This is a genomic window from Cryobacterium sp. PH31-O1 (assembly GCF_030063455.1).
Taxonomy (GTDB): domain Bacteria; phylum Actinomycetota; class Actinomycetes; order Actinomycetales; family Microbacteriaceae; genus Cryobacterium.
Map to the genome: position 1 here is coordinate 74,392 of NZ_JASITB010000006.1, position 19,263 is coordinate 93,654.

Consider the following 19,263-nt stretch of genomic DNA (forward strand, 5'->3'; position numbering starts at 1 on the left):
TCGCCCTCGCGTTCCGCTCGCCCCTCGCGTTCCGCTCGCCCTCGCGTTCCGCTCGCCTGGACGGGGCCCGGGCCCCGTCCACGGGCCCAGGATACAAACTGGGCCCCGGGTCATAGGGTGGGCCGGTCGCTCCGGAATACCAGCAGCGGATGCCCCGTTCCCGACGCGACCCGTTCTGCGGCTTCCCTGTGCCGAGCCGAACCGAGACCGAAAAAGCCCCGGCACTTCTCGCCTGGGGGGAGGTGAGAAATATGCCGGGGCCAATCGTTGGAGTGGGGGAACTCCGTATGTAACGGTACGGGGGATGGCCTGAGAAGAGGCTGATAAAAACCGAACATGGAGTCTACCCCGGTGCGGGATGCGGTTCTCCCGGCTGGTTGGTTTGTTATGCATCCGTTGCAATGGCCATCCCCTCGGCCTGCGGCGCGGTCAGCGCGATGGGGGCAATCGCCGGCTGCCTCGCCCTGGAGTGGACCAGGACGGCATCATGGCAGCGCCTGCCGAGAACGAGTCGTCGACTCTGGGGCCCGCTACCTGCCGGGCCTGGACCCCACGCCGTACGCTGAGACCACCTGCCTGTTCACCAATACGCCGACGGAGGACTTCATCATCGACCGCGTTGACAATCTCACCCTGTTCTCGCCGCGCTCCGGCTGCGGTACCACGTTCGCGCCGATGATCGGCCAGCTCGCCGCCGACCTGGCAACCGGCGTCGGATCGGTGTGGCCACCGTTCCGGCGGCGTCCGTGATGGTTTCCGTGCCCGCACACCCGTCGGCGGGCACTGCGGTACCCGCCGACACGGTCGCGGGGCTGCTGGCCGAGATCAGCCAGGTCGGCGCCGATCAGCACCGTGGTGGCTATTGGCGTGCGGTCTTCTCCACCGCCGAGTTCGACCTGCGCACCTGGTTTCTCGCCCACGCCGCCAAACGCGGGCTCGATGTCGAGACGGACCGTAACGGGGTCATCTGGGCCTGGTGGCACACGGCAGCCGGCGACACCGCCGACGCCGTCGTCACCGGCAGCCATCTCGACTCCGTCCCCGGCGGCGGAGCCTTCGACGGCCCGCTCGGGGTCGCCTCCGCGCTCGTCGCCCTGGATCTTCTGCAGGCCGAGGGAATTCGCCCCGCTCGCCCGCTCGCCATCGCGGTGTTTCCCGAGGAGGAAGGGTCACGATTTGGCGTGGCCTGCCTCGGCACCCGCGTGCTGACGGGTGCGATGGACGTGGACCTCGCCCGCGCCCTGCGCGACCAGAACGGTGATACCTTCGCCGAGGTGGCCGCGAAAAGTGGCTTCGACCCGGCCCTTCTCGGACCCGACCCTGAGGCGCTCGCCCGGATCGGCACCTTCATTGAACTGCACGTCGAGCAGGGCCGTGAACTGATCGACCGCCACCAGCCGGTCGGCATCGGCTCGTCGATTCTCGGCCACGGTCGCTGGCGGCTGAGTGTCTCCGGCCAGGGCAACCATGCTGGCACGACGCTCATGACCGACCGGCACGACCCGATGATCGCGGCGGCCGGAATCGTCATGGCCATCCGCGACACCGCCCGCGCGCACCCGGGGGCCAGGGCCACCGTCGGACGGCTCGAACCGGTGCCGGGAGGCACCAACGTGATCGCCTCCCGGGTCGACCTGTGGCTCGACGCGCGGCACCCCGACGATGCGGTGACGGCATCCATTGTGGCCACCATTCTGGCCGAGGCCCGCCTGATTGCGGCCGCCGAGGGCTGCACGGTGCAGCTCACCGAAGAGTCGGTCAGCCGCACGGTCAGCTTCGACTCGGCCCTGCGCGATCACCTGAGCCTGCTGCTGCCGGATGCGCCGGTGCAAGACACCGGCGCCGGTCACGACGCGGGAATCCTCACGCAGTTCGTGCCGACCGCGATGTTGTTCGTGCGCAATCCCACCGGGGTGTCGCACTCTCCCGAGGAATATGTCGAGGACGACGACGCCGAGGCCGGTGCTCGCGCCCTCGCCCGAGTACTGGCCGACCTGCTGGTGCCCGCCCCCGACACCCCGTGATCGCACGCGAAAGCGGGCAAACGGTGACTTCAGTAGGGCTGAAGGATCCGTTTACCCGCTTTCAACGAGCAGACAGCTGGCATCAGTCGTTCGGGTCGACTGATGTCGTCAGTTGGTCAGGCGGCCTGGTGTTTGCCAGCGCCCACCACACTGCTGGAGTGGGTCCAGGCGAGCAGCTCGGCCTGGGCACGCCGACGGCTTGCGGCAGTCTGTTTGGGGGGTACCGGAACGGTCATTCGGGAGCCGGGGCAATCCTCGGTGGAGTTGGCCAGGGAGTGATAGGTCGCGAACCGGGTATCGGACGTGATCCACACCATTTGCTGGCATTCTGGGCACTCTGTCTGCAACATTTTCACGATTGTCCGTTCCATCGCCGACTCGGGTAATCGGTTCGATAGCTCCAATGTAGTGGGGATAGACAGGTCGATGTCCTCCCCCTTCGTGGGGACAGCAGAAATCCCGAAACGGTGGTATTTTGCAGGCCGGATCAACGACCAGCGGCGTACCCCTGAGCCCCGCGGGGATTGGCCGCCGCCTGCAGCAGCCCGGTTCGCGGGTCGCGGGTGACCGCCGACAGACGGCCGAGCGCCCAGTCACCGGCCCGGGTGATTCGGTGGCCGCGCTGCTCCAGTTCGGCGATGACCGCCTCGCCCAAGCGGTCCTCCACGACGGCGCCGCCAGGCTCCCAGGTGCGCGGCCAGAACGAGCCCGGAAATGAGGTGCTGTGAAAGGCGGGCGCATCGATCGCCTGCTGCGGGGTGTAGCCGCCGATGATCGTGCGCAGCAGGTAGAGCAACTGCCACTGGTCCTGCTGGTCGCCGCCGGGGGAGCCGAGCGCCGTCACCGCCCGCCCGTCCTTCAGTACGAGCGTGGGGGTGAGGGTCGTGCGCGGGCGCTTACCGCCCGTCAAAGCTGACGGCGCACCGGGCTCCAGCCAGGTCATCTGCAGGCGGGAGCCGAGACAGAACCCCAGCTCGGGAATGGTCGGTGACGACTGCAGCCAGCCGCCCGACGGCGTCGCCGAGATCATATTGCCCCAGCGATCGACGACGTCGATGTGGCAGGTGTCGCCACGAAGCTCGCCGGTCGAGAGCGTTTCGGGCTCGGTCTGGGTGTGTGCGGCGCGAGTCGGCGCGGCGACCGTCGGTTCACCGACCCCAGCGGATGCCCCCGCCCCCTGCCTCGCCAGCGCCTCGGTCGTGTACTCGGTGCGCAGCACCGGCAGGTAGGGGGAGCGCCCTGGCACGATGCCGGGGCGCAACTCGGGTGAGGACTGCTCGGTGATGAGGGCCCGCCGGGTGGCCGCGTACTCGGCTGACAACAGGTAATTCAGCGGCACGTCGGCGTCGCCGTAGTAGGCCTCCCGGTCGGCGAAAGCGAGTTTCTGAGCCTCGAGGATGGTGTGTGCGCCGAGCGCGGTCGACGGGTCCAGCTCAGCGTCGCTGAATCCCTCGAGAATCATCAGGGTTTGCAGCAGCGCCGGCCCCTGGCCCCAGGCGCCGGTCTTGGCGATCGTGTGGCCGCGAAAAACCACGGTCGTGGCTTCCTCGATGCTCGCTTCGAACCCGGCGAGATCGGTCAGGGCTATCACGCCGGCATGGTCGGTGCCCGAGGAATGCCGGTGCGGTGCGCGTGCGAAATTAACGATGGCGCGGGCCACGAACCCCACCCGCCATTCCCTCCGGGCGGCGTCGATGCGCCCCTCGCGGGTGGCGGCGCCCGAGTCAGCGCTCGCCGCCAGCAGGCGGTCGAGGGTTTTCGCCCAAGCCGCATTGGTCACCAGGTCGCCCGCTCGCGGAAGGTGACCATTGGGCATCCACTGTGCGGCCGAGGTCGGCCAGTGCTCGGTGAACAGCGTCGCGACCGAGCCGATCGTCGCGACGACCCGGCCCAAAATCGGATGCCCATCGCGTGCGTACCCGAGGGCGAAAGACACCACATCTGGCAGCTCCCAGGTGCCGTGATCGCGCAGCAGCACCAGCCAGGCGTCGACGGCGCCGGGGACGGCCGCCGCGAGTGCGCCCGATCCGGGAACCAGGTCGAGGCCTTCTGAACGGTAGTGGTCGATGGTGGCCGCCTGCGGGGCCGGGCCCTGCCCCATCATGACGCGCGGGGCATCCGGTTCACTCGCCGTGACGAAGACGCCGGTCATATCGCCGCCCGGTCCATTCAGATGCGGTTCAACCACGTGCAAAACGAAAGCGCCAGCGACGGCCGCGTCGAAGGCATTGCCGCCACGCTCGAGCACGGCCTGAGCGCAGGCCGTTGCGAGCCAGTGCGTCGAGGCGGTCATGCCGAAGGTTCCCTGCAGGGTCGGACGGGTCGTGAAGGCGTTCGGAGCGGAATAGGTCACCCGTCTAGCCTCGCACGACGGAGGGCGGGGCGCCGCTGGCACCGCGCCCTCCGGGGCGTTACTACGGCGCCACCCGATACCGGGTGAGCATCCCGGCCGTGATGTGGTCGTTGACGTGGCAGTGGAACAGCCAGGTTCCCTCGTCGTCGGGCACCATGTCGGCGATCATCATGCTGGCCGGCAGCAGGCTGACCACGTCGGTGCGCATACCGAGGGCAACGACAGTGTTGCCGTGCCAGTGCGGCGTGTGCAGGTCGACTTCGGTGCCCATACCCATGAGATACCAGCGCACCCGCTTTCCCTTCTTCACCGTCATCGAGGCCAGCGGCTGGTTGCCGTAGACATATCCGTTGACGGTATGCATAAGGTTGCTCTCCTCGAACTCCTCGCTGGCCGGATCGACGCTCGCCGGATCGGTCGCAAACCGTTCAATGTTGCGGGCCAGATAGGGGCTGGCGTTCTCGTCGCTGACCTTGAACTGCACAAACAGTTCGCGGTCGACGTCGATCGGGGTACCGTCGGCTCGGGCGGATCCGGCGCGGGTGATCACCATCGGACCGACCAGTCCGGCGTAGTCGTCGGCCACCTCATCGGTGTGGGCGTGGTACATCCACATCACCGAGCTGCCGTCCATCGGACCAGGGCCAGCTCGCTCGGGCACCTGGTAGGTGTAGGTGTAGACGCCGCCGGGCGGCACCGCGTCATCCGCTTTGGCCGCACCGGTCGTGCCGTCGGCATAGGGCGCACCCTCACTGCTCTTGGTGTAGAAAACACCGTGTACGTGCACGCTCGACGGACGGTCGAGGTTGTTCTTGAACACCACCTTGATGGTGTCGCCGACGACGCCGCGAATGATCGGGCCGAGCATGCCGAGGTGCGCGTCGGATCTCGGGCGCGGCTTGAGCCAGCTGAAGCTCGCATCGGTGTAGGCCCGATACAGCGACTTGATGTAGGTGCTGCCGATGCGGTCGGGTCCCTGCTTGGTGAACACGTCGGCGGTCTCGTCGAACGCCGCGCCGGTGATCTCGTTGCGGCCAGAGGGGGCGTAATTCCAGTCCACCTCGTCGGCGCCGATGAAATATGTGCGCGTCTGGGCGACGTAACCGGTGCCGGATTGCAGGGTCGCGATGGCCGGGGCGCCGAGCACCCCAGACAACACCAGAACGATGGTGCCGCTCAGCGCGGCGGCCACGACCACGCCGAACGGCCACCGGCGCCGGGGATGGCTGTTGGCTCGGTGGCGCGGCCGGAGGGGTACTGCGATCTCGACCATGTTGACTCCTCGTTCGAGCTGGGCGCACCGGCTGGCCACGCCCCAACACCGGCACGGTATCGCCTGCACCTTGCAGAAAAGTTGCGGTTCACCGGGGTAAATCGTGCAATGATCAGGCCAACAGACAGGAGCTACCGGTGAGCAACTCTTCGACTGGCCGATCGGATCGGCTGCGCCAGATTGTGGTGATCAGCAGCGCGACCTTTGCAGTGATCGGTTCGTTCGTGGGGTCAGGCGCCGCGGGGGGAACGCCGATCACCGAGGCGTCGGGCGGCGCGCTCGCCGCCGACGCCACCCTGATCGCACCGGGTGGGCCGGCCTTCGCCATCTGGACCCCGATCTACCTCGGACTGGTCGGCTACGCCGTGTGGCAGGCGTTGCCAGCCCAGAAAGCGGATGCCCGCCAGCGGCGGCTCGGCTACCCGATCGCGCTGTCGCTGGTGCTGAACGCCTTCTGGATTCTCAGCGTGCAGTTCGACCTTCTCGCGCTGAGCGTTCCCGTCATCGTCGCCCTGCTCGTGGTACTGGTGGGGTTCTTTCGGTTGGTGTTGCGCTCACCGCCCAGAAATCTCGTCGAAACGATTCTCGTCGACGGTACGATGGGACTGTACCTCGGCTGGGTCAGCGTTGCGACGGCGGCGAATATCGCGGCCGTGCTGGTGACGGCCGGTTTCACCGGGTTCGGTCTGGATCGGGATATCTGGGGTGCGCTCGTGATCGCGCTGGCCGGCCTGGTCGGTATCGGTCTCGCCGCCTACGGTCGGGGGCGATGGGCGCCCACGGCGGCGCTCGCTTGGGGGCTCGCCTGGGTGGCGGTGGCCCGACTCACCGGCCCCGCCCTGTCAACGCCCACCGCGGTCGCGGCGATTGTCGCGGTGATCGTGGTGGTCGCCGTCACCATCCGCGCCCGTGTACGACGTGACTCCCACCGTTCCAACCCGCCAGATGACACCCGAAAACTGGAGACGCCCCATGAACTTTGATTGGGAATTCAATGGCCTGCCGCTGCACGTTCTGATCGTGCACGGCGTCGTGATCGTCGTGCCGCTGGCCGCGCTGTGCGCGGTGCTCACGGCTTTCTGGCCGGCCGCCCGGCGGCGGCTGGGCGTTGTGACGCCCCTCGTCGCCTTTGCGGCGCTCGTGCTGGTGCCGGTGGCGGTGCAGGCGGGCGAGTGGCTGCAGTCGCGCATCGTCAATGTCACCCCACTGTTGGGCACGCACACGTCGCTCGGCAAGACGATGCTCCCGTGGGTGATCGCCCTGTTCCTCGCGGCCGCACTGCAATGGTTCTGGTACCGCTATATCGCCGCTGAGGGCGCCCGTTTCGCATCCGCTTTGCCGACCCGCACGGGGCGTCGCGCGGCGACCGTCGTGCTCGACCTGGTCATTCTGGCGAGCGCGACCGGTGCGGTGGTGACCGTCGCGCTCATCGGGGAGTCGGGTTCACGAGCCGTTTGGACCGGCCTCTTCACCTCGTGAAGAAGGGTGCCGCACCGAAGTGCGGCACCCTCCTTCGGCGGCGTGGTGGCTCAGGCGCGCTTCCGAGGCGGCTGCGGCTTTTGCACGGCCAGTTCGCCGCCGACGCGACCGCCGAACGGGCGGCCGTGGTCGGCGAACTCCTCGCGAAAGTAGCCCATGCGCCACGGGCCCATTTCGAGCCGCGAGCCGGTGCGCAGAATCTGCCCATCGCCGATGCTGCGGCCGTCTTCGGCCGGCCGGGAACTTCCGGCCACCTCGCCGATGGCGAACAAGCGGTACTCATCGTTGTCATCGTGGCGGATCTCGGCGTGCAGGGGCTTTAATCCGGGTAGTTGCAGGTCCGCTTCCGGTGACGACCCAATCGTGGTCGTGCCCCGCAACAGGTTGAATTCCCGGGGCATCTGCCCGTTCCAGTTCTCCGACCCCACGACGAAGATGAGGCGTGGTCGCCCGCTTCCCGGCGTGTAATGCGTCGTAGTGACCTTCCGTCGGCTGCGCCGGTCGAAGGTCGGTGCGAGGGGGAACACGGTCGACGGCGGAAGCGGAATGGCCACCGGCATCCGTGCCTGACCGCGCAGGCGCGCCTGCACGAGCGGTCCCAGGGCATTTCGCGACCCGAGCACAATGTGCGGCGACCTCGTCACGAGCCGTTGCGTGACGGATGCCTGAACGTCGCCCAGGCGGGCGATCAGCCCGACCGGCCCGGTGATGGATACGGTCAGTTTTCGGGCAGCCAGCTCCGCAGCGAGCGCCCGCAACGGTTCCAGGTTGAGTGCACGGCCCTGCACGAACATTTCCGGGTTGCTCGTGTAGATGGTCACGTCGGTTCCGTCAGCCGTGATTGTTCCCTGCATCGTGTCGGTGGGCCCAAAAGAATCCCCGGTGGAACCGTCAGAGGATCCTACAGACGCGACCGATGGTTCCTCCAGGGAGAACGCCAGGTCGATGTGCAGGCCAACGGACGGGCCCGTGGGCGCGCTCGCGGAGGAGCCCACGATTAGCCGCGGAACGGATCGGAGCCGAGAGATTTCTCGTCACTCGTGGTGACCCGCAGGGTGCCGTTGAGCTTCCACACGGCGCGGGGCGCATCGGGGCCGATATCGCGTGGAACCTCGACGACCATGTCAATGAAGCTGTAGTTGATGGCTGCACCCTTACCGGTGAGATACGACCACATTTCCTGGCCGAGATCGGCCCAGTCCTTGATGGTGTGTTCCTCATCGCTGGCGCCAGTTTCGACGTTTCCCAGGTAAGTCTGTCGTTCGGTCACGGTGGAGTCCTTCTTCGTCGCACGCAGGGGTGTTGGCGGGGTATTCAGGAGGATTCCCCCGATCGGTTCCGCACCTGGATGGATGCCTACCGATTTGCCTAGCTTAGTTATCTAGTTGCGACGGGTAAAGGTTTATGCCGAACTCTGCTGCTCCTATTCGGCGTCGAGATCGGTCTCGAGAATTTTGACGAGCGAGTCGAGGGCCTCGTCGGCACCCTCGCCGTCGGCGCGCAGCACGACGGTATCGCCGTTCGAAGCGCCCAGGCTCATGATCGAGAGGATGCTCGACGCATCCATGGCGTCCTCGGCGGGTTCACCGGCCATGGCGATGGTGACCTCGAGGGGCAACTCGCCGACGGCGGCGACAAAAATACCGGCGGGGCGGGCGTGCAGGCCAACGCGGCTGGCAATGACGGCGGTTCGTTCAGACATGGGATCCTCCAGGGTAGGCAGTGGGTACAAAGTGGCAGGTTACAAACCCAGCGTATTAAGTATGGGGAGTTTTTCGCGAACGATGCGGCGGGCATCCGTTGCGGAATTTGCCGTCAGGGCCAGCGCGGCCAGTTGCTGCGCCTCGGGGAGGGTCACGCTGGCAAGGACGGCGGCGACAGCCGATAGGGCCCTGGCGGTCATCGACAGGGAGGAAACGCCGAGACCGACCAGCACAACGGCGAGGGCAGGGTCGGCCGCGGCCTCGCCGCAGACACCGACCGGCTTGTCGTGGCCCTGGTCGTGCGACCCGGCAACGGTCAGCCGAATCAGCTGCAACACGGCGGGCTGCCACGGGGTGTTGAGGGCCGCAAGCGGGCCGAGCTGGCGGTCGGCCGCCATGGCGTACTGGGTGAGGTCGTTGGTGCCGAGGCTGACGAAGTCCACGTGTTCGAGAATGCTGGACGCGGTCAGTGCAGCCGAGGGAACCTCGACCATGACGCCGGGCGTCGTGAGGCCGGCGGCCGCACAGAGTCCGGCGAAGTGCTCGGCCTCCTCGGCGGTCGAGATCATCGGGGCCATCACCCAGACCTGGGCTTCGGTGTCATCGGCGGCCTGCGCGATGGCTTCGAGCTGACGTTCAAGCACACCGGGGGAGGTGAAATCGGTGCGGTAGCCGCGCACGCCGAGAGCCGGGTTCGGCTCGGAGGCATCCGTCAGAAAGGGCAGGGGCTTGTCGGCGCCGGCGTCGAGGGTGCGCACGACAACTTTCTTGCCGGGAAAAGCGTCGAATACGCCGCGGTAGGCCTCGACCTGTTCGGTAATGGTGGGCTCGGTGTCGCGTCCGAGGAAACAGAACTCGGTGCGCAGCAGCCCGACCCCCTGGGCGCCGGCCGCCGCGGCCTTCACCGCGTCCTTCGCGCCGCCAACGTTGGAGAGCAGGGGAACGAGGTGTCCGTCCTGGAGGCGCCCGGTGCCGTCGAACACCGCGAGGGCTGCAGTCGTCGTTTCCCAGGCTTTAGCGAGAGCGACTTCGTCGGTGCCGGGGTCGACTCGAATGGTGCCGGCGGCCCCGTCAACGAAGATAACGGTGCCGTCGCTGAGGCCGTCAACCCCGGCGGCGGCGACTACGGCCGGCAGCCCGAGGGCGCGGGCAATGATGGCCGTGTGGGATTGCGGTCCGCCGCTCGAGGTGACCAACGCGAGCACCTTGGCCGGGTCGAGGGTGGCGGTGTCAGCCGGCGCGAGGTCCTCACCGACCAGAATAAACGGGGTATCGGAATACGGGATGCCGGGGGCGGGAACGCCACGCAGCTCGGCGACGATGCGGCTGCGCACGTCGAGCACGTCGGTCGCGCGCTCGGCCATGTAACCGCCGAGGTTGTGCAGCATCTCAGCCACCGACGCCGCCGCGTCCCAGATGGCCCGCTCCGCCGAGGCGCCGTTGGTAATGAGCTTCACGGCGGCCTTGACCAGCATTGGGTCGTTCGCCATCAGTGCCGTGGCCTCGAGCACCTCCCGGCCGGCGCCCGAGGCGCCGACCGAGCGGGCGGTGAGATTGGTCTGCACGGCTTTAGCGGCGGCGCGCAGGGCAATGGATGCGTCCTCCGGCGCGGTTCCTTCGGCCAGGCGCTCGCCCACCGCGGGCTCCTGGACGGCTTGGGGCATCACCAGGATGGAACCGATGATACGACCGGGGCTAACGCCGACTCCGGAGAAGGTGCGGCCGGTTTCGGCCTGGTCGGAACTGGCCTTGCCTGAAAGCGTTTGCACGATCGTCCTCGATTCCTTATTGCCCACCATTCGGCTGGCGTTACTGTACTGCGGTAGTGCGCAACTGCGTATCGGTGTGGGCGGCTAACCCGCGCGGCTGGACCGGTTGGGCTACGCGTTGACCAGCTCCGCTGCGGGGGACTCAACCGGGCGCTTCCGCACGGCGTAACGCTTGAGGCCGACGACCGCAAACGCCGATACCACTGTACCGATCACGATGGCGAGCAGGAACAACCAGAAGTTGTCGATCGCGAAGAACACGAACACTCCGCCGTGCGGCGCCTTACTCGTGATGTTCCAGGCCATCGACAGCCCGCCGGTGACCGCGGCGCCGAGCATGGCGGCCGGAATCACTCGGAAGACGTCGGCCGCTGCGAACGGTATGGCACCCTCGGAGATGAACGAGGCACCGAGCAGCCAGGCCGCTTTGCCGTTCTCCCGCTCGGCCAAACTGAACAGCTTCTTGTCGATCACGGTGGCCAGGGCCATCGCGAGCGGCGGCACCATACCGGCAGCCATGACCGCGGCCATGATCTGCCACGGTGCCTGGTTTGCGAGGGTTGCTGTGCCGAGGCCGGCGACAGCAAAGGCGTAAGCGACCTTGTTGACCGGGCCGCCGAGGTCGAAGGCCATCATGAGGCCCAGGATGACACCGAGAATGACCGCGGATGCTCCGGTCATGCCGTTCAGCCAATCGCCCAGACCCACAGTCAGCAGGGCGATGGGCCCGCCGAGCACGATGAACATCAGGCCGGAAGCGACGATGGAGGCGACCAGGGGAATGATCACGACGGGCATCAGGCTGCGCAGCCAGCGCGGAACGTTGAGCCTGGCGAAGCTAGCCGCCACGACGCCGGCGAGCAGGCCACCGACGATACCGCCGAGGAACCCGGCACCCATGAACCCAGCGACGGCGCCGGCGACGAAGCCCGGTGCGATGCCAGGCCGGTCGGCGATGGCGAAAGAGATGTAGCCGGCCAGCGCGGGAACCAGGAAGCCCATCGACAGGGCACCGATCTTGAAGAAGACCGCCCCGAGGTAGATCAGCATGCCGCCCTCAGGCAGGTTAAACAGGCTGTTCTGAAGCACGACGACATCGGCGACCTTGGTGATCTCGTAGCCGCCGAGCAGAAAGCCGAGGGCGATGAGCAGACCTCCACCGGCGACAAACGGAATCATGTAGCTGACACCGGTGAGCAGCGCACGCTTGAGCTTCTGGCCCAGATGCTCGCTCTTCTCGTCCGACGCACCATTGAGGTCGACAGTGCCGCTGACTCGACGGGCGTTCGGGTTGATCGCGGCGGCGAGGGCTTCCTCGATCAACCGTGCGGGTTCATCAATGCCGCGCTTGACCGGGGCAGTGATGACAGGCTTGCCAGCGAAGCGTTCCCGGCCGCGCACGTCGACGTCGACGGCGAAAATAACGGCGTCGGCCGCAGCGATCACGGCGGGGTCGAGCGGGGTGAGGCCGGCTGAGCCCTGGGTTTCGACCTGCAGGTCCACCCCGACGGCCTTGGCCGCTGCCACGAGGGAGTCGGCGGCCATGTAGGTGTGGGCGATGCCGGTCGGGCAGGCGGTGACGGCGACAATGCGCTTCATACCGGTTCTTGCCGGGCCGGTACTGGCATTGGCGGTAGCCGCTGCGCCAGCCTGTGCGCCGGCGGGAACCGCTGCCGGGGCGACGACGTTGTTGACGAGTTCCACAATCTGCTGGGTGCTCGACGCATCGCGCAGGGCTTGGGTGAAATCCTTCTTCATGAGCGACCGGGCCAGCTTGGCCAGAATCTTCAGGTGCTCCTGGTCGGCGCCGTCAGGTGCCGCGATGAGAAAGACGAGGTCTGCCGGGCCATCCGTGGCGCCGAAGTCCACCGGGCTCGACAGCCGGGCCAGAGCGAGGGTGGGCTCCCGCACGGCCGTTGAACGGCAGTGCGGAATAGCGAGGCCACCCGGGATTCCGGTGGCGGTCTTCGCTTCGCGGGCGAGAGCATCCGCGTACAGGGCGTCGATCTCGGTGGCTCGACCCGACGCGACGACGAGCTCGGCCAGGCGCCGGATAACGTCTTTCGGCTCGGTCCCGAGATAGGTGTCCAGAGCAACAAGCTCCGGGGTAATCAGTGCACTCACTGGGCATCCTCCTTTGGATGTGTGGCCAGTACCGGCCGTGGGGCCGGTTCTGGGGCAAGGACCGTCACGGTGACGGCGCCGGGGTTGGTTTGGTGCAGGGCAGGAACAGTGGAACCGGGTAGGGAAGCTGCGGCGGCGCCGTGGGCGGCCGCCTGCCGCAGACAGTCGGGCGCGCTCGCTCCGGCATTGCTCTGCAGCAGATAGCCGGCCAGCGCCGAGTCGCCGGCGCCGACAGTGCTGACGGCGATCATCGGGGCAGTGGTGGCGAGCCAGCTGCCGCCAGCGGTGACGAGCACGGCGCCCTTCGCGCCGAGAGTGGCAAGCACGGCGCCGACGCCGCCCTCAATGAGAACGCGAGCCGCGTCGACGACGAGATCGGGGTTCGCCTCGAGCGTGTCACCGTCGAAGAGCCCGCTCAGCTCGGCGAGTTCCTCACCGTTGGGCTTGAGCAGATCGGGGTGGGCCAGCGCGGCGGCGGCGAGCGGGCCGCCGGAGGAGTCCACGGCGACTCTCGGTGCGCGGCTTCCGAGTCTGGCGCGCAGCTCGCGAATGATCCGGGCATAGAAGTCGTCTGGCACGCCGGGCGGCACCGATCCGGCCAGAACGAGCCAGCTTGCGCCGACGGACTGTTCCAATACCAGGGCGACGAGGGCGTCCTGCTGGTCGAGGCTGAGCGCCGGGCCGGGCTCGTTGAGCTTCGTCGTGGTGCCGTCGGGTTCGGTGATCGCGACGTTGCTGCGAAGCGGCGCTCCGATCGGTAGGGCGAGATGGGGAATGTGATGGCTGCTCAGGGCGAGCAACACCGGGTCGTCGGCGTCTCCGGGCAGGATAGCGAGGCTGCTGATTCCGCTCGCTTCGAGAGCGCGGCAGATGTTGACGCCCTTTCCGCCTGGCTCGCCGTGGGCGGCGACCGCACGCTGCACCTCGCCGCGCTCGAGCGGGCCGGCCAACTCAATGGTGCGGTCGAGGCTCGGGTTGGGGGTCAGGGTAACGATCATGCGATCACCACGTCGACGTCGGCCGCGGCGAGGGCGGCGGCGAGATCAGCGGAGGGCGCGGCATCCGTTATCAGGGTATCGATCGCGGCGAGGGCGGCAAAGCAGACCAGCGTTTCCTTCTCGAGCTTGCTGGAATCGGCGAGCACGACGACGCGGCGGGCCGACCTGACGATCGCGGATTTGACGGCTGCTTCAACCGAGTCTGGGGTGCTGAGCCCAAAGCTCGAGCTGATGCCGTTGGTACCGATGAAGGCGATGTCGGGGCGGAGCGCCGCAAGCTGCGCGACGGTGCCGGCGCCGACGATGGCGCTGGTCAGTCCACGCACGCGGCCGCCGAGGATGTGCAGCTCGATCGCCTCATTGCGGGAGAGTTTGCCGGCGATCGGCACCGCATTGGTGATCACGAGCAGCTGGTCGCCAGGGACGGCTGGCGTCCAGCCGGCGAGACGGTCGGCGAGACGCTCGGTGGTGCTTCCGGCATCGAGCACGATCGAACCGGTGCGGCTCGCGGGAATCATGCGCATTGCGGCGTCGGCAATGCGCGACTTCTCGTCGAGACGCTGTGTCTGGCGTTCGTCGAGGCTCGGCTCCGACAGGCTCAGGCGGTCGATGGCGACGGCGCCGCCGTGCACACGGCGCAGCTGGCGGGCGGCTTCGAGGGTGTCGAGATCGCGGCGTACGGTCTCCGCGGTAATGGAAAATTGCGCGGCGAGGTCGGTCACTGTGACTCGACCCTGGGTTGCCACGAGCGCGGCGATCAAGAGTTGACGTTCTTCGGCGAACACAAATGCCTCCGGGGTGGTGAGTGACGCAGTCACGGGAAGTTGGTTTGATTGACTTTAGCTGTGTTTGTTTTTGTTTGTCAAGAAAAAGAAGATAAACGAAGAAATACGGTGTTTGACACGCGCGGGGCCTGCGCGTGGCATGCGTCGGGCAGCGTCGAGCGGATGCCGCCGGTCGGCACTGTCGGTGCACCCCGGTAGCGTGATTAGCATGAAGATTTTGCACACCTCGGACTGGCACATCGGGCGCACCTTCCACACCCACTCCACGCTCGAGCACCTGGGCATCGTGCTCGACGCGCTGGTGGAGATCGTGCGTGAACGCGGAGTCGACGTGGTGGCCGTGGCGGGCGACGTGTTCGACTCAGCAACGCCCTCGAAAGAGGGCTACGCGCTGCTGACCGGCACGCTGCGGCGGCTCAAAGAGGCCGGGGCCTCCGTTGTCATGACGAGCGGTAATCATGACTCGGCGACCCGGCTCGGCTTTCAGTCGGAGTGGGCAGCCCTGGCCGGCATCCACGTTGTCACCGGGCCGGAGCAGTACCTCGAACCGATCACCTTCAGCGACGAGCACGGCCCGGTGCATTTTTATGGCATTCCCTACCTGGAGCCCGTGCTCATTCGTCACCTGCACCCCGACGTGCCGCTCAAGACTCACGAGCAGGTGCTGAACTTTGCCATGACGCGTATTCGTGCCGATCTGGCCGACCGTGGGGGCCGCAGCGTCGTGCTCTCGCACTGCTTCGCGGCCGGAGTCGCACCGGCTACCGAGGCGAGCGATGTCGAGCGCGATATCACTGCCGGGGGGCTCGACGTTGTGCCGCTGGGTGTCTTCGACGGCTGCGATTACGTCGCGCTCGGCCACATTCACGGACGGGCCACGCTGACGGAGCGGGTGCGCTACTCCGGTGCGCCCCTGCACTACTCCTTCTCCGAGGTCGGTAAGCCGCGTGGAGCCTGGCTGGTCGAACTCGGCGCCGCGGGCCTCGGCAACTCTGAACACCGTGCCGTCGAACACCCTGCCGTCGAGTGGGTCGACCTACCCGTGCCGCGTCGGCTTACGGTGCTCACCGGCGAACTCGCCACGCTGCTCACGGATGAGAGCTTCGCCGGAAACGAGCGAGACTGGGTTAAGGCCATTCTCACCGATCAGGTGCGCCCGCTCGATGCCATGCGCTTGCTGCAGACCAGATTCGCGCACTGCGTTGCGCTCGAGCACCGGCCAACGATCACGCTCGAAGCGGATGGCTCCACCTACGCTGAGCGCATTCGCGCCGCAAAGAGTGATGCAGAGATCGTGGCGGGCTTCCTGTCGTTCGTACGAAACGGGGTCGGGCCCTCCGAGTTTGAGAGCGCGTTGATCGCTGAGCTGCAAACCGAGCAGAGCACGAAAGAGGCGAACGCATGAAGATCAAGCGACTGCGTCTGGCCGGTTTTGGACCATTCAAGAACGAGCAGATCGTCAACTTCGAGCGGTTCGACTCCGACGGAATCTTTCTCATCACGGGCAAGACCGGCGCTGGCAAGTCCAGTATCCTCGACGCGATCTGTTTCGCGCTCTATGACCAGGTGCCGCGTTTCACCGACACAGAGCAGCGGATGCGCAGCGACTATTGCGAGCCCGATGATCCTACGTTCGTCGAACTCGACTTCAGCCTGCGCGGGCGCGACTACCGTTTGCTGCGCAGCCCGGCCTATGAGCGCGCGAAGAAGAACGGTACCGGAACCACCAGTGCAGCACCGACGGCTGTGCTGCAGGTTCTGTACGGCACGCAGTGGCGGGGGATTGCGGCCAAGCCCCGGGCAGTCGGCCTCGAACTGAGCTCAATACTGCCCTTGAAGGCAGACCAATTCCTCCAGGTGATTCTTCTGGCTCAAAACCGATTCCAGTACTTCTTGCTGGCCAAAACCGAGGAACGGCGTGCCGTGCTGCGCACCCTGTTCGGAACCACTCGCTTCGAACAGCTGGAGTCCGCGCTGATCGCGCGCCGTAAATCTCTCGACGAGAGTCTCGCTGCCGTGCAGCGCGATGTGGCTGAACTTGCCACCGCTGCCATGCACCAGCTGCGACGTTCCGTGCTGCCGATCGAGCCCGACCTGGTCTGGTTCCGGGGCGCTCTCGCCGGCCTGAATCGCGAGGTTGACCTCGCCGTGCACGACGCGCTGGCCGCGGCGGCGACGCTGGCCGCGGCGACGGCACAACACCGCGCGGCCACCGAAACACAGCGGCGACAGGCCCGGCGTGCCCTCGCCCAGGCCACTCTCGCCACCCTCGAGGCCCGATCTGGCGAGGTCGACGAACAGCGCGGTACGCTGCGCCAGGCCACCCGGGCGGCACGGGTCTGGCCGCACATCCGCAGCAGCCGGGCGGCAACTCTTGCCTGGCAGGCGGCCCTGACCGACGAAACCTCGGCCCGGGCCGCCTGGCTGCCATTCGACGTGCCGTTCGGTGCGACCGGCACCGATACGAGCGGCGCCCCTGCGACCAGCACCGATACGAGCGGCGCCGAGTTGGAGCTGGGTCCGATCATGGATGCCCTCGTGGGACGGCTCGGAGCGCTTGCCGAGGTGCTCGCGGAGGAGAAGCAGCTTCCGGCCCTCGACCACGAAATCACCGCGTTGTTCGACCTGCTCGCCGTACACACCGATGACCTGACTCGTGCCCAGCAGCGACTCGACGAGCTGCCCCAGCAGATAGATTTCGTCGGTGGGCAGCTCGCGGCAGCGACCCTCACCGCCGCGGGTGAGACCGACGCTGACGAGGCCGTTCACCGTGCCGCCGCGGGGCTCGCGGCCGCCGAAGACGTACTGTCGTTGCTGACCGAGTTGGTCGGGGCGAACGATATCTTGCTGGGCCGCAGTCGCGACAATGCGGCGGCCGCCGTCGACTATGAGGCGCTCGTGGCCCGGCGGATTACCGGGCAGGCGTCGGAGCTTGCCGGTTACCTCGTCGATGGTGACGCCTGTGTGGTCTGTGGGTCCATCGAACACCCAGCCCCCGCGGCAGCGCAGGCTGGGCTGGTGTCCGCGGCCGACCTCACCACCGCCCGTGACCAGCTGCAGGGTTGCCAGCAGCAACTGGCCGACGCCCAAGAGACCACGGCCGCCCTGACGAATCGGCTCGCGCAGGCGCAGGCGCTGGCCGGGCAACGCAGTGTGGATGAGCTCCGGGCCGACCGTACCGCCGCCGCCGCCCGGTTGGCGACCGCACGCACGGCGGCCGATCTGGTCGGGGGGCTTCGGCAGGAACAGGCCGATCTTCGGCACGGCCTGACCCTGGCCCGGGCCGCAGTGCTGGCCGCCCGCGCATCGCGTGATACGGCGTCCGATACTCACAGCGTGCGGTCAGGGCAGCGCGACCTGCTCGCTGCCCGCGTGGGAGCACAGCGCGGGGAATGCGAGAGCGTGACCGCGCAGGTTCGCGCCCTGCAGCAGGAGCTGGAGTGTGCGCGCACACTGGACGGCGCGCAGGACCTCAGTCGAGAACGCGCTGCCGCCGCCGATGCCGCGACCCGCCAGCTCACCGGCCAGTTAGGGGAAGAGGGCTTCGACGACGAGGAGACGGCCGTTGCGGCGCAGCGGGGCGAGGGGGAGATCACGCGGTTGGAGACCGTCGAGCGGGCCTACGACGCCGAGCGCGCCGCAGCGCGGGCGGCAGTGGCTGACCCTGAACTGGCCGACCTTTCGCCAGAACCGGTCGATCTCGAGCCGTCCCAGCGAGCGTTCGACGCTGCCAGCAGTGAGCGCGATGCCGCGGTGAGCGCGCAGGGCTCGCTCGCCGAGCGTGCCGGCCAGCTCGCTGAGCTCGTGCGGCAAGTCACGACGAGATTCGCAGCATCCGCTGACTTGCTTAACGTGCACTCCCAGGTGCGCCAGCTGGCCGACGTCATTCAGGGCGACGAACCGAACACCAAGCGGATGCGGTTGGAAACCTACGTGCTGGCCGCCCAGTTGGAAGAGATCGTCGTAGCGGCCAACCTGCGGCTGCGCACGATGACGAGCGGACGGTACGCACTCGAACACGATGACTCTCGGGTGAAGGGTGGTGCGCGCTCGGGTTTGGGCCTGATGATCCGAGATGGGTTCACCGGCCGCGCGCGGGCGACGCATTCGCTGTCGGGAGGCGAGACGTTCCTTGCTTCCCTCGCCCTCGCCCTCGGCCTGGCCGAAGTGGTGTCCGGGCAGGCGGGCGGCATCACGCTCGACACCCTGTTCGTCGATGAGGGCTTCGGCTCGCTCGACGGTGAAACCCTCGAGACCGCCATGGGCACCCTCGACACACTGCGCGCCGGCGGCCGCACGATCGGCCTGATCAGCCATGTCGACTCCATGAAAGAGCAGATTCCGGCCACGCTACGCATTTCAGTGACTGACCAGGGCTACAGCCGAATCGAGGCCGATCCGGCCGCCTGATGACCCGGGGCGGCGGCGGACGGCCCTGACGGGGTTGACCGCAGGCAGTGCCGATCCGGGATGAGCCTGTCAGCATTCGGAGCGTTGCCGTGACGAAGCGAGCCGGGCCAGGAGACCGAACGAAAAACTCCCTCCAAACGGCTGATCCTCTCGCACCAGAAACACTTCAACCGGGGCGACTTTTTTTGTCGACGACGGGTCCGCCGTCGGTGCCGACCGGGGCGCCACAGTGGGGTGGCGTTGACGGCGAGATAACGAACTCAGAGGTCGGTATCCTGACTTCGCGATTCTGGCAAGAAAATGAGTGAATTTGGCCCTTGATCACGTGCACGGCATTCGGTATAT

The 19,263-nt window shown here is 67.3% G+C and carries 16 protein-coding genes; 6 read left to right on the forward strand and 10 right to left on the reverse strand.

What is annotated here, in order from left to right:
• Nucleotides 1-336 precede the first annotated feature (336 nt).
• Together QMK31_RS17405 and QMK31_RS13020 are read left to right on the forward strand one after the other, a co-directional pair.
• Nucleotides 337-750: a hypothetical protein gene (locus QMK31_RS17405; protein ID WP_502853157.1), complete on the forward strand. Its 414-nt coding sequence runs from the start codon at nucleotides 337-339 to the stop codon at nucleotides 748-750.
• Entirely contained in the window at nucleotides 750-2,024 is a 1,275-nt protein-coding gene (locus QMK31_RS13020; RefSeq protein ID WP_283501551.1) for an allantoate amidohydrolase, read from the forward strand. Before QMK31_RS17405 ends, QMK31_RS13020 begins: the two co-directional genes overlap by 1 nt.
• Nucleotides 2,025-2,140: 116 nt before the next feature.
• On the opposite strand, the gene QMK31_RS13025 is transcribed toward QMK31_RS13020, so the two are convergent.
• The 3 genes from QMK31_RS13025 to QMK31_RS13035 all read right to left on the reverse strand — a co-directional run bounded on the left by QMK31_RS13025 (nucleotide 2,141) and on the right by QMK31_RS13035 (nucleotide 5,650).
• Nucleotides 2,141-2,341 carry a hypothetical protein gene (locus QMK31_RS13025; RefSeq protein ID WP_283501379.1) on the reverse strand — a complete coding sequence of 67 codons (201 nt, stop codon included), beginning with the start codon at nucleotides 2,339-2,341 and terminating at the stop codon, nucleotides 2,141-2,143.
• A 170-nt stretch (nucleotides 2,342-2,511) separates the two neighbouring features.
• A complete protein-coding gene (locus tag QMK31_RS13030; protein WP_283501380.1) occupies nucleotides 2,512-4,377 on the reverse strand; it encodes a gamma-glutamyltransferase family protein in 1,866 nt (621 codons plus the stop codon).
• Between the two features lie 61 nt (nucleotides 4,378-4,438).
• Complete coding sequence (locus QMK31_RS13035; RefSeq protein WP_283501381.1) at nucleotides 4,439-5,650, reverse strand: multicopper oxidase domain-containing protein; 1,212 nt, start codon at nucleotides 5,648-5,650, stop codon at nucleotides 4,439-4,441.
• 137 nt (nucleotides 5,651-5,787) lie between these two features.
• Here QMK31_RS13035 and QMK31_RS13040 point away from each other — a divergent pair, with 137 nt between their 5' ends.
• Both QMK31_RS13040 and QMK31_RS13045 read left to right on the forward strand, forming a co-directional pair.
• On the forward strand, nucleotides 5,788-6,633 hold the full coding sequence (locus QMK31_RS13040) for a TspO-related membrane protein (protein ID WP_283501382.1): 846 nt from the start codon (nucleotides 5,788-5,790) through the stop codon (nucleotides 6,631-6,633).
• Nucleotides 6,623-7,129, forward strand: a complete 507-nt coding sequence (locus QMK31_RS13045; RefSeq protein ID WP_283501383.1) for a DUF2231 domain-containing protein — start codon at nucleotides 6,623-6,625, stop codon at nucleotides 7,127-7,129. Before QMK31_RS13040 ends, QMK31_RS13045 begins: the two co-directional genes overlap by 11 nt.
• 50 nt (nucleotides 7,130-7,179) lie before the next feature.
• Here QMK31_RS13045 and QMK31_RS13050 read toward each other — a convergent pair whose 3' ends face one another.
• From QMK31_RS13050 to QMK31_RS13080, 7 genes are all read right to left on the reverse strand, one after another.
• Nucleotides 7,180-8,124 (reverse strand): FHA domain-containing protein, encoded by a 945-nt coding sequence (locus tag QMK31_RS13050; RefSeq protein ID WP_283501384.1) that lies wholly within the window; start codon nucleotides 8,122-8,124, stop codon nucleotides 7,180-7,182.
• Between the two features lie 2 nt (nucleotides 8,125-8,126).
• Nucleotides 8,127-8,399: a hypothetical protein gene (locus tag QMK31_RS13055; protein WP_502853161.1), complete on the reverse strand. Its 273-nt coding sequence runs from the start codon at nucleotides 8,397-8,399 to the stop codon at nucleotides 8,127-8,129.
• Between the two features lie 153 nt (nucleotides 8,400-8,552).
• A complete protein-coding gene (locus QMK31_RS13060; protein WP_092451256.1) occupies nucleotides 8,553-8,831 on the reverse strand; it encodes an HPr family phosphocarrier protein in 279 nt (92 codons plus the stop codon).
• 39 nt (nucleotides 8,832-8,870) lie between these two features.
• Nucleotides 8,871-10,601: a phosphoenolpyruvate--protein phosphotransferase gene (gene ptsP / locus QMK31_RS13065; RefSeq protein WP_283501385.1), complete on the reverse strand. Its 1,731-nt coding sequence runs from the start codon at nucleotides 10,599-10,601 to the stop codon at nucleotides 8,871-8,873.
• 111 nt (nucleotides 10,602-10,712) lie between these two features.
• Nucleotides 10,713-12,725, reverse strand: a complete 2,013-nt coding sequence (locus QMK31_RS13070; protein WP_283501386.1) for a PTS fructose transporter subunit IIABC — start codon at nucleotides 12,723-12,725, stop codon at nucleotides 10,713-10,715.
• Complete coding sequence (locus tag QMK31_RS13075) at nucleotides 12,722-13,723, reverse strand: 1-phosphofructokinase family hexose kinase (protein WP_283501387.1); 1,002 nt, start codon at nucleotides 13,721-13,723, stop codon at nucleotides 12,722-12,724. The genes QMK31_RS13070 and QMK31_RS13075 overlap by 4 nt, the downstream gene beginning before the upstream one ends.
• On the reverse strand, nucleotides 13,720-14,508 hold the full coding sequence (locus tag QMK31_RS13080; RefSeq protein WP_283501553.1) for a DeoR/GlpR family DNA-binding transcription regulator: 789 nt from the start codon (nucleotides 14,506-14,508) through the stop codon (nucleotides 13,720-13,722). Before QMK31_RS13080 ends, QMK31_RS13075 begins: the two co-directional genes overlap by 4 nt.
• A gap of 208 nt (nucleotides 14,509-14,716) precedes the next feature.
• Between QMK31_RS13080 and QMK31_RS13085 the strand changes: the two genes are divergently transcribed.
• Nucleotides 14,717-15,913, forward strand: coding sequence for an exonuclease SbcCD subunit D (locus QMK31_RS13085; RefSeq protein ID WP_283501388.1), 1,197 nt, complete (start codon nucleotides 14,717-14,719; stop codon nucleotides 15,911-15,913).
• Nucleotides 15,910-18,918: an AAA family ATPase gene (locus tag QMK31_RS13090; RefSeq protein WP_283501389.1), complete on the forward strand. Its 3,009-nt coding sequence runs from the start codon at nucleotides 15,910-15,912 to the stop codon at nucleotides 18,916-18,918. The genes QMK31_RS13085 and QMK31_RS13090 overlap by 4 nt, the downstream gene beginning before the upstream one ends.
• The last annotated feature ends 345 nt before the right edge of the window (nucleotides 18,919-19,263 follow it).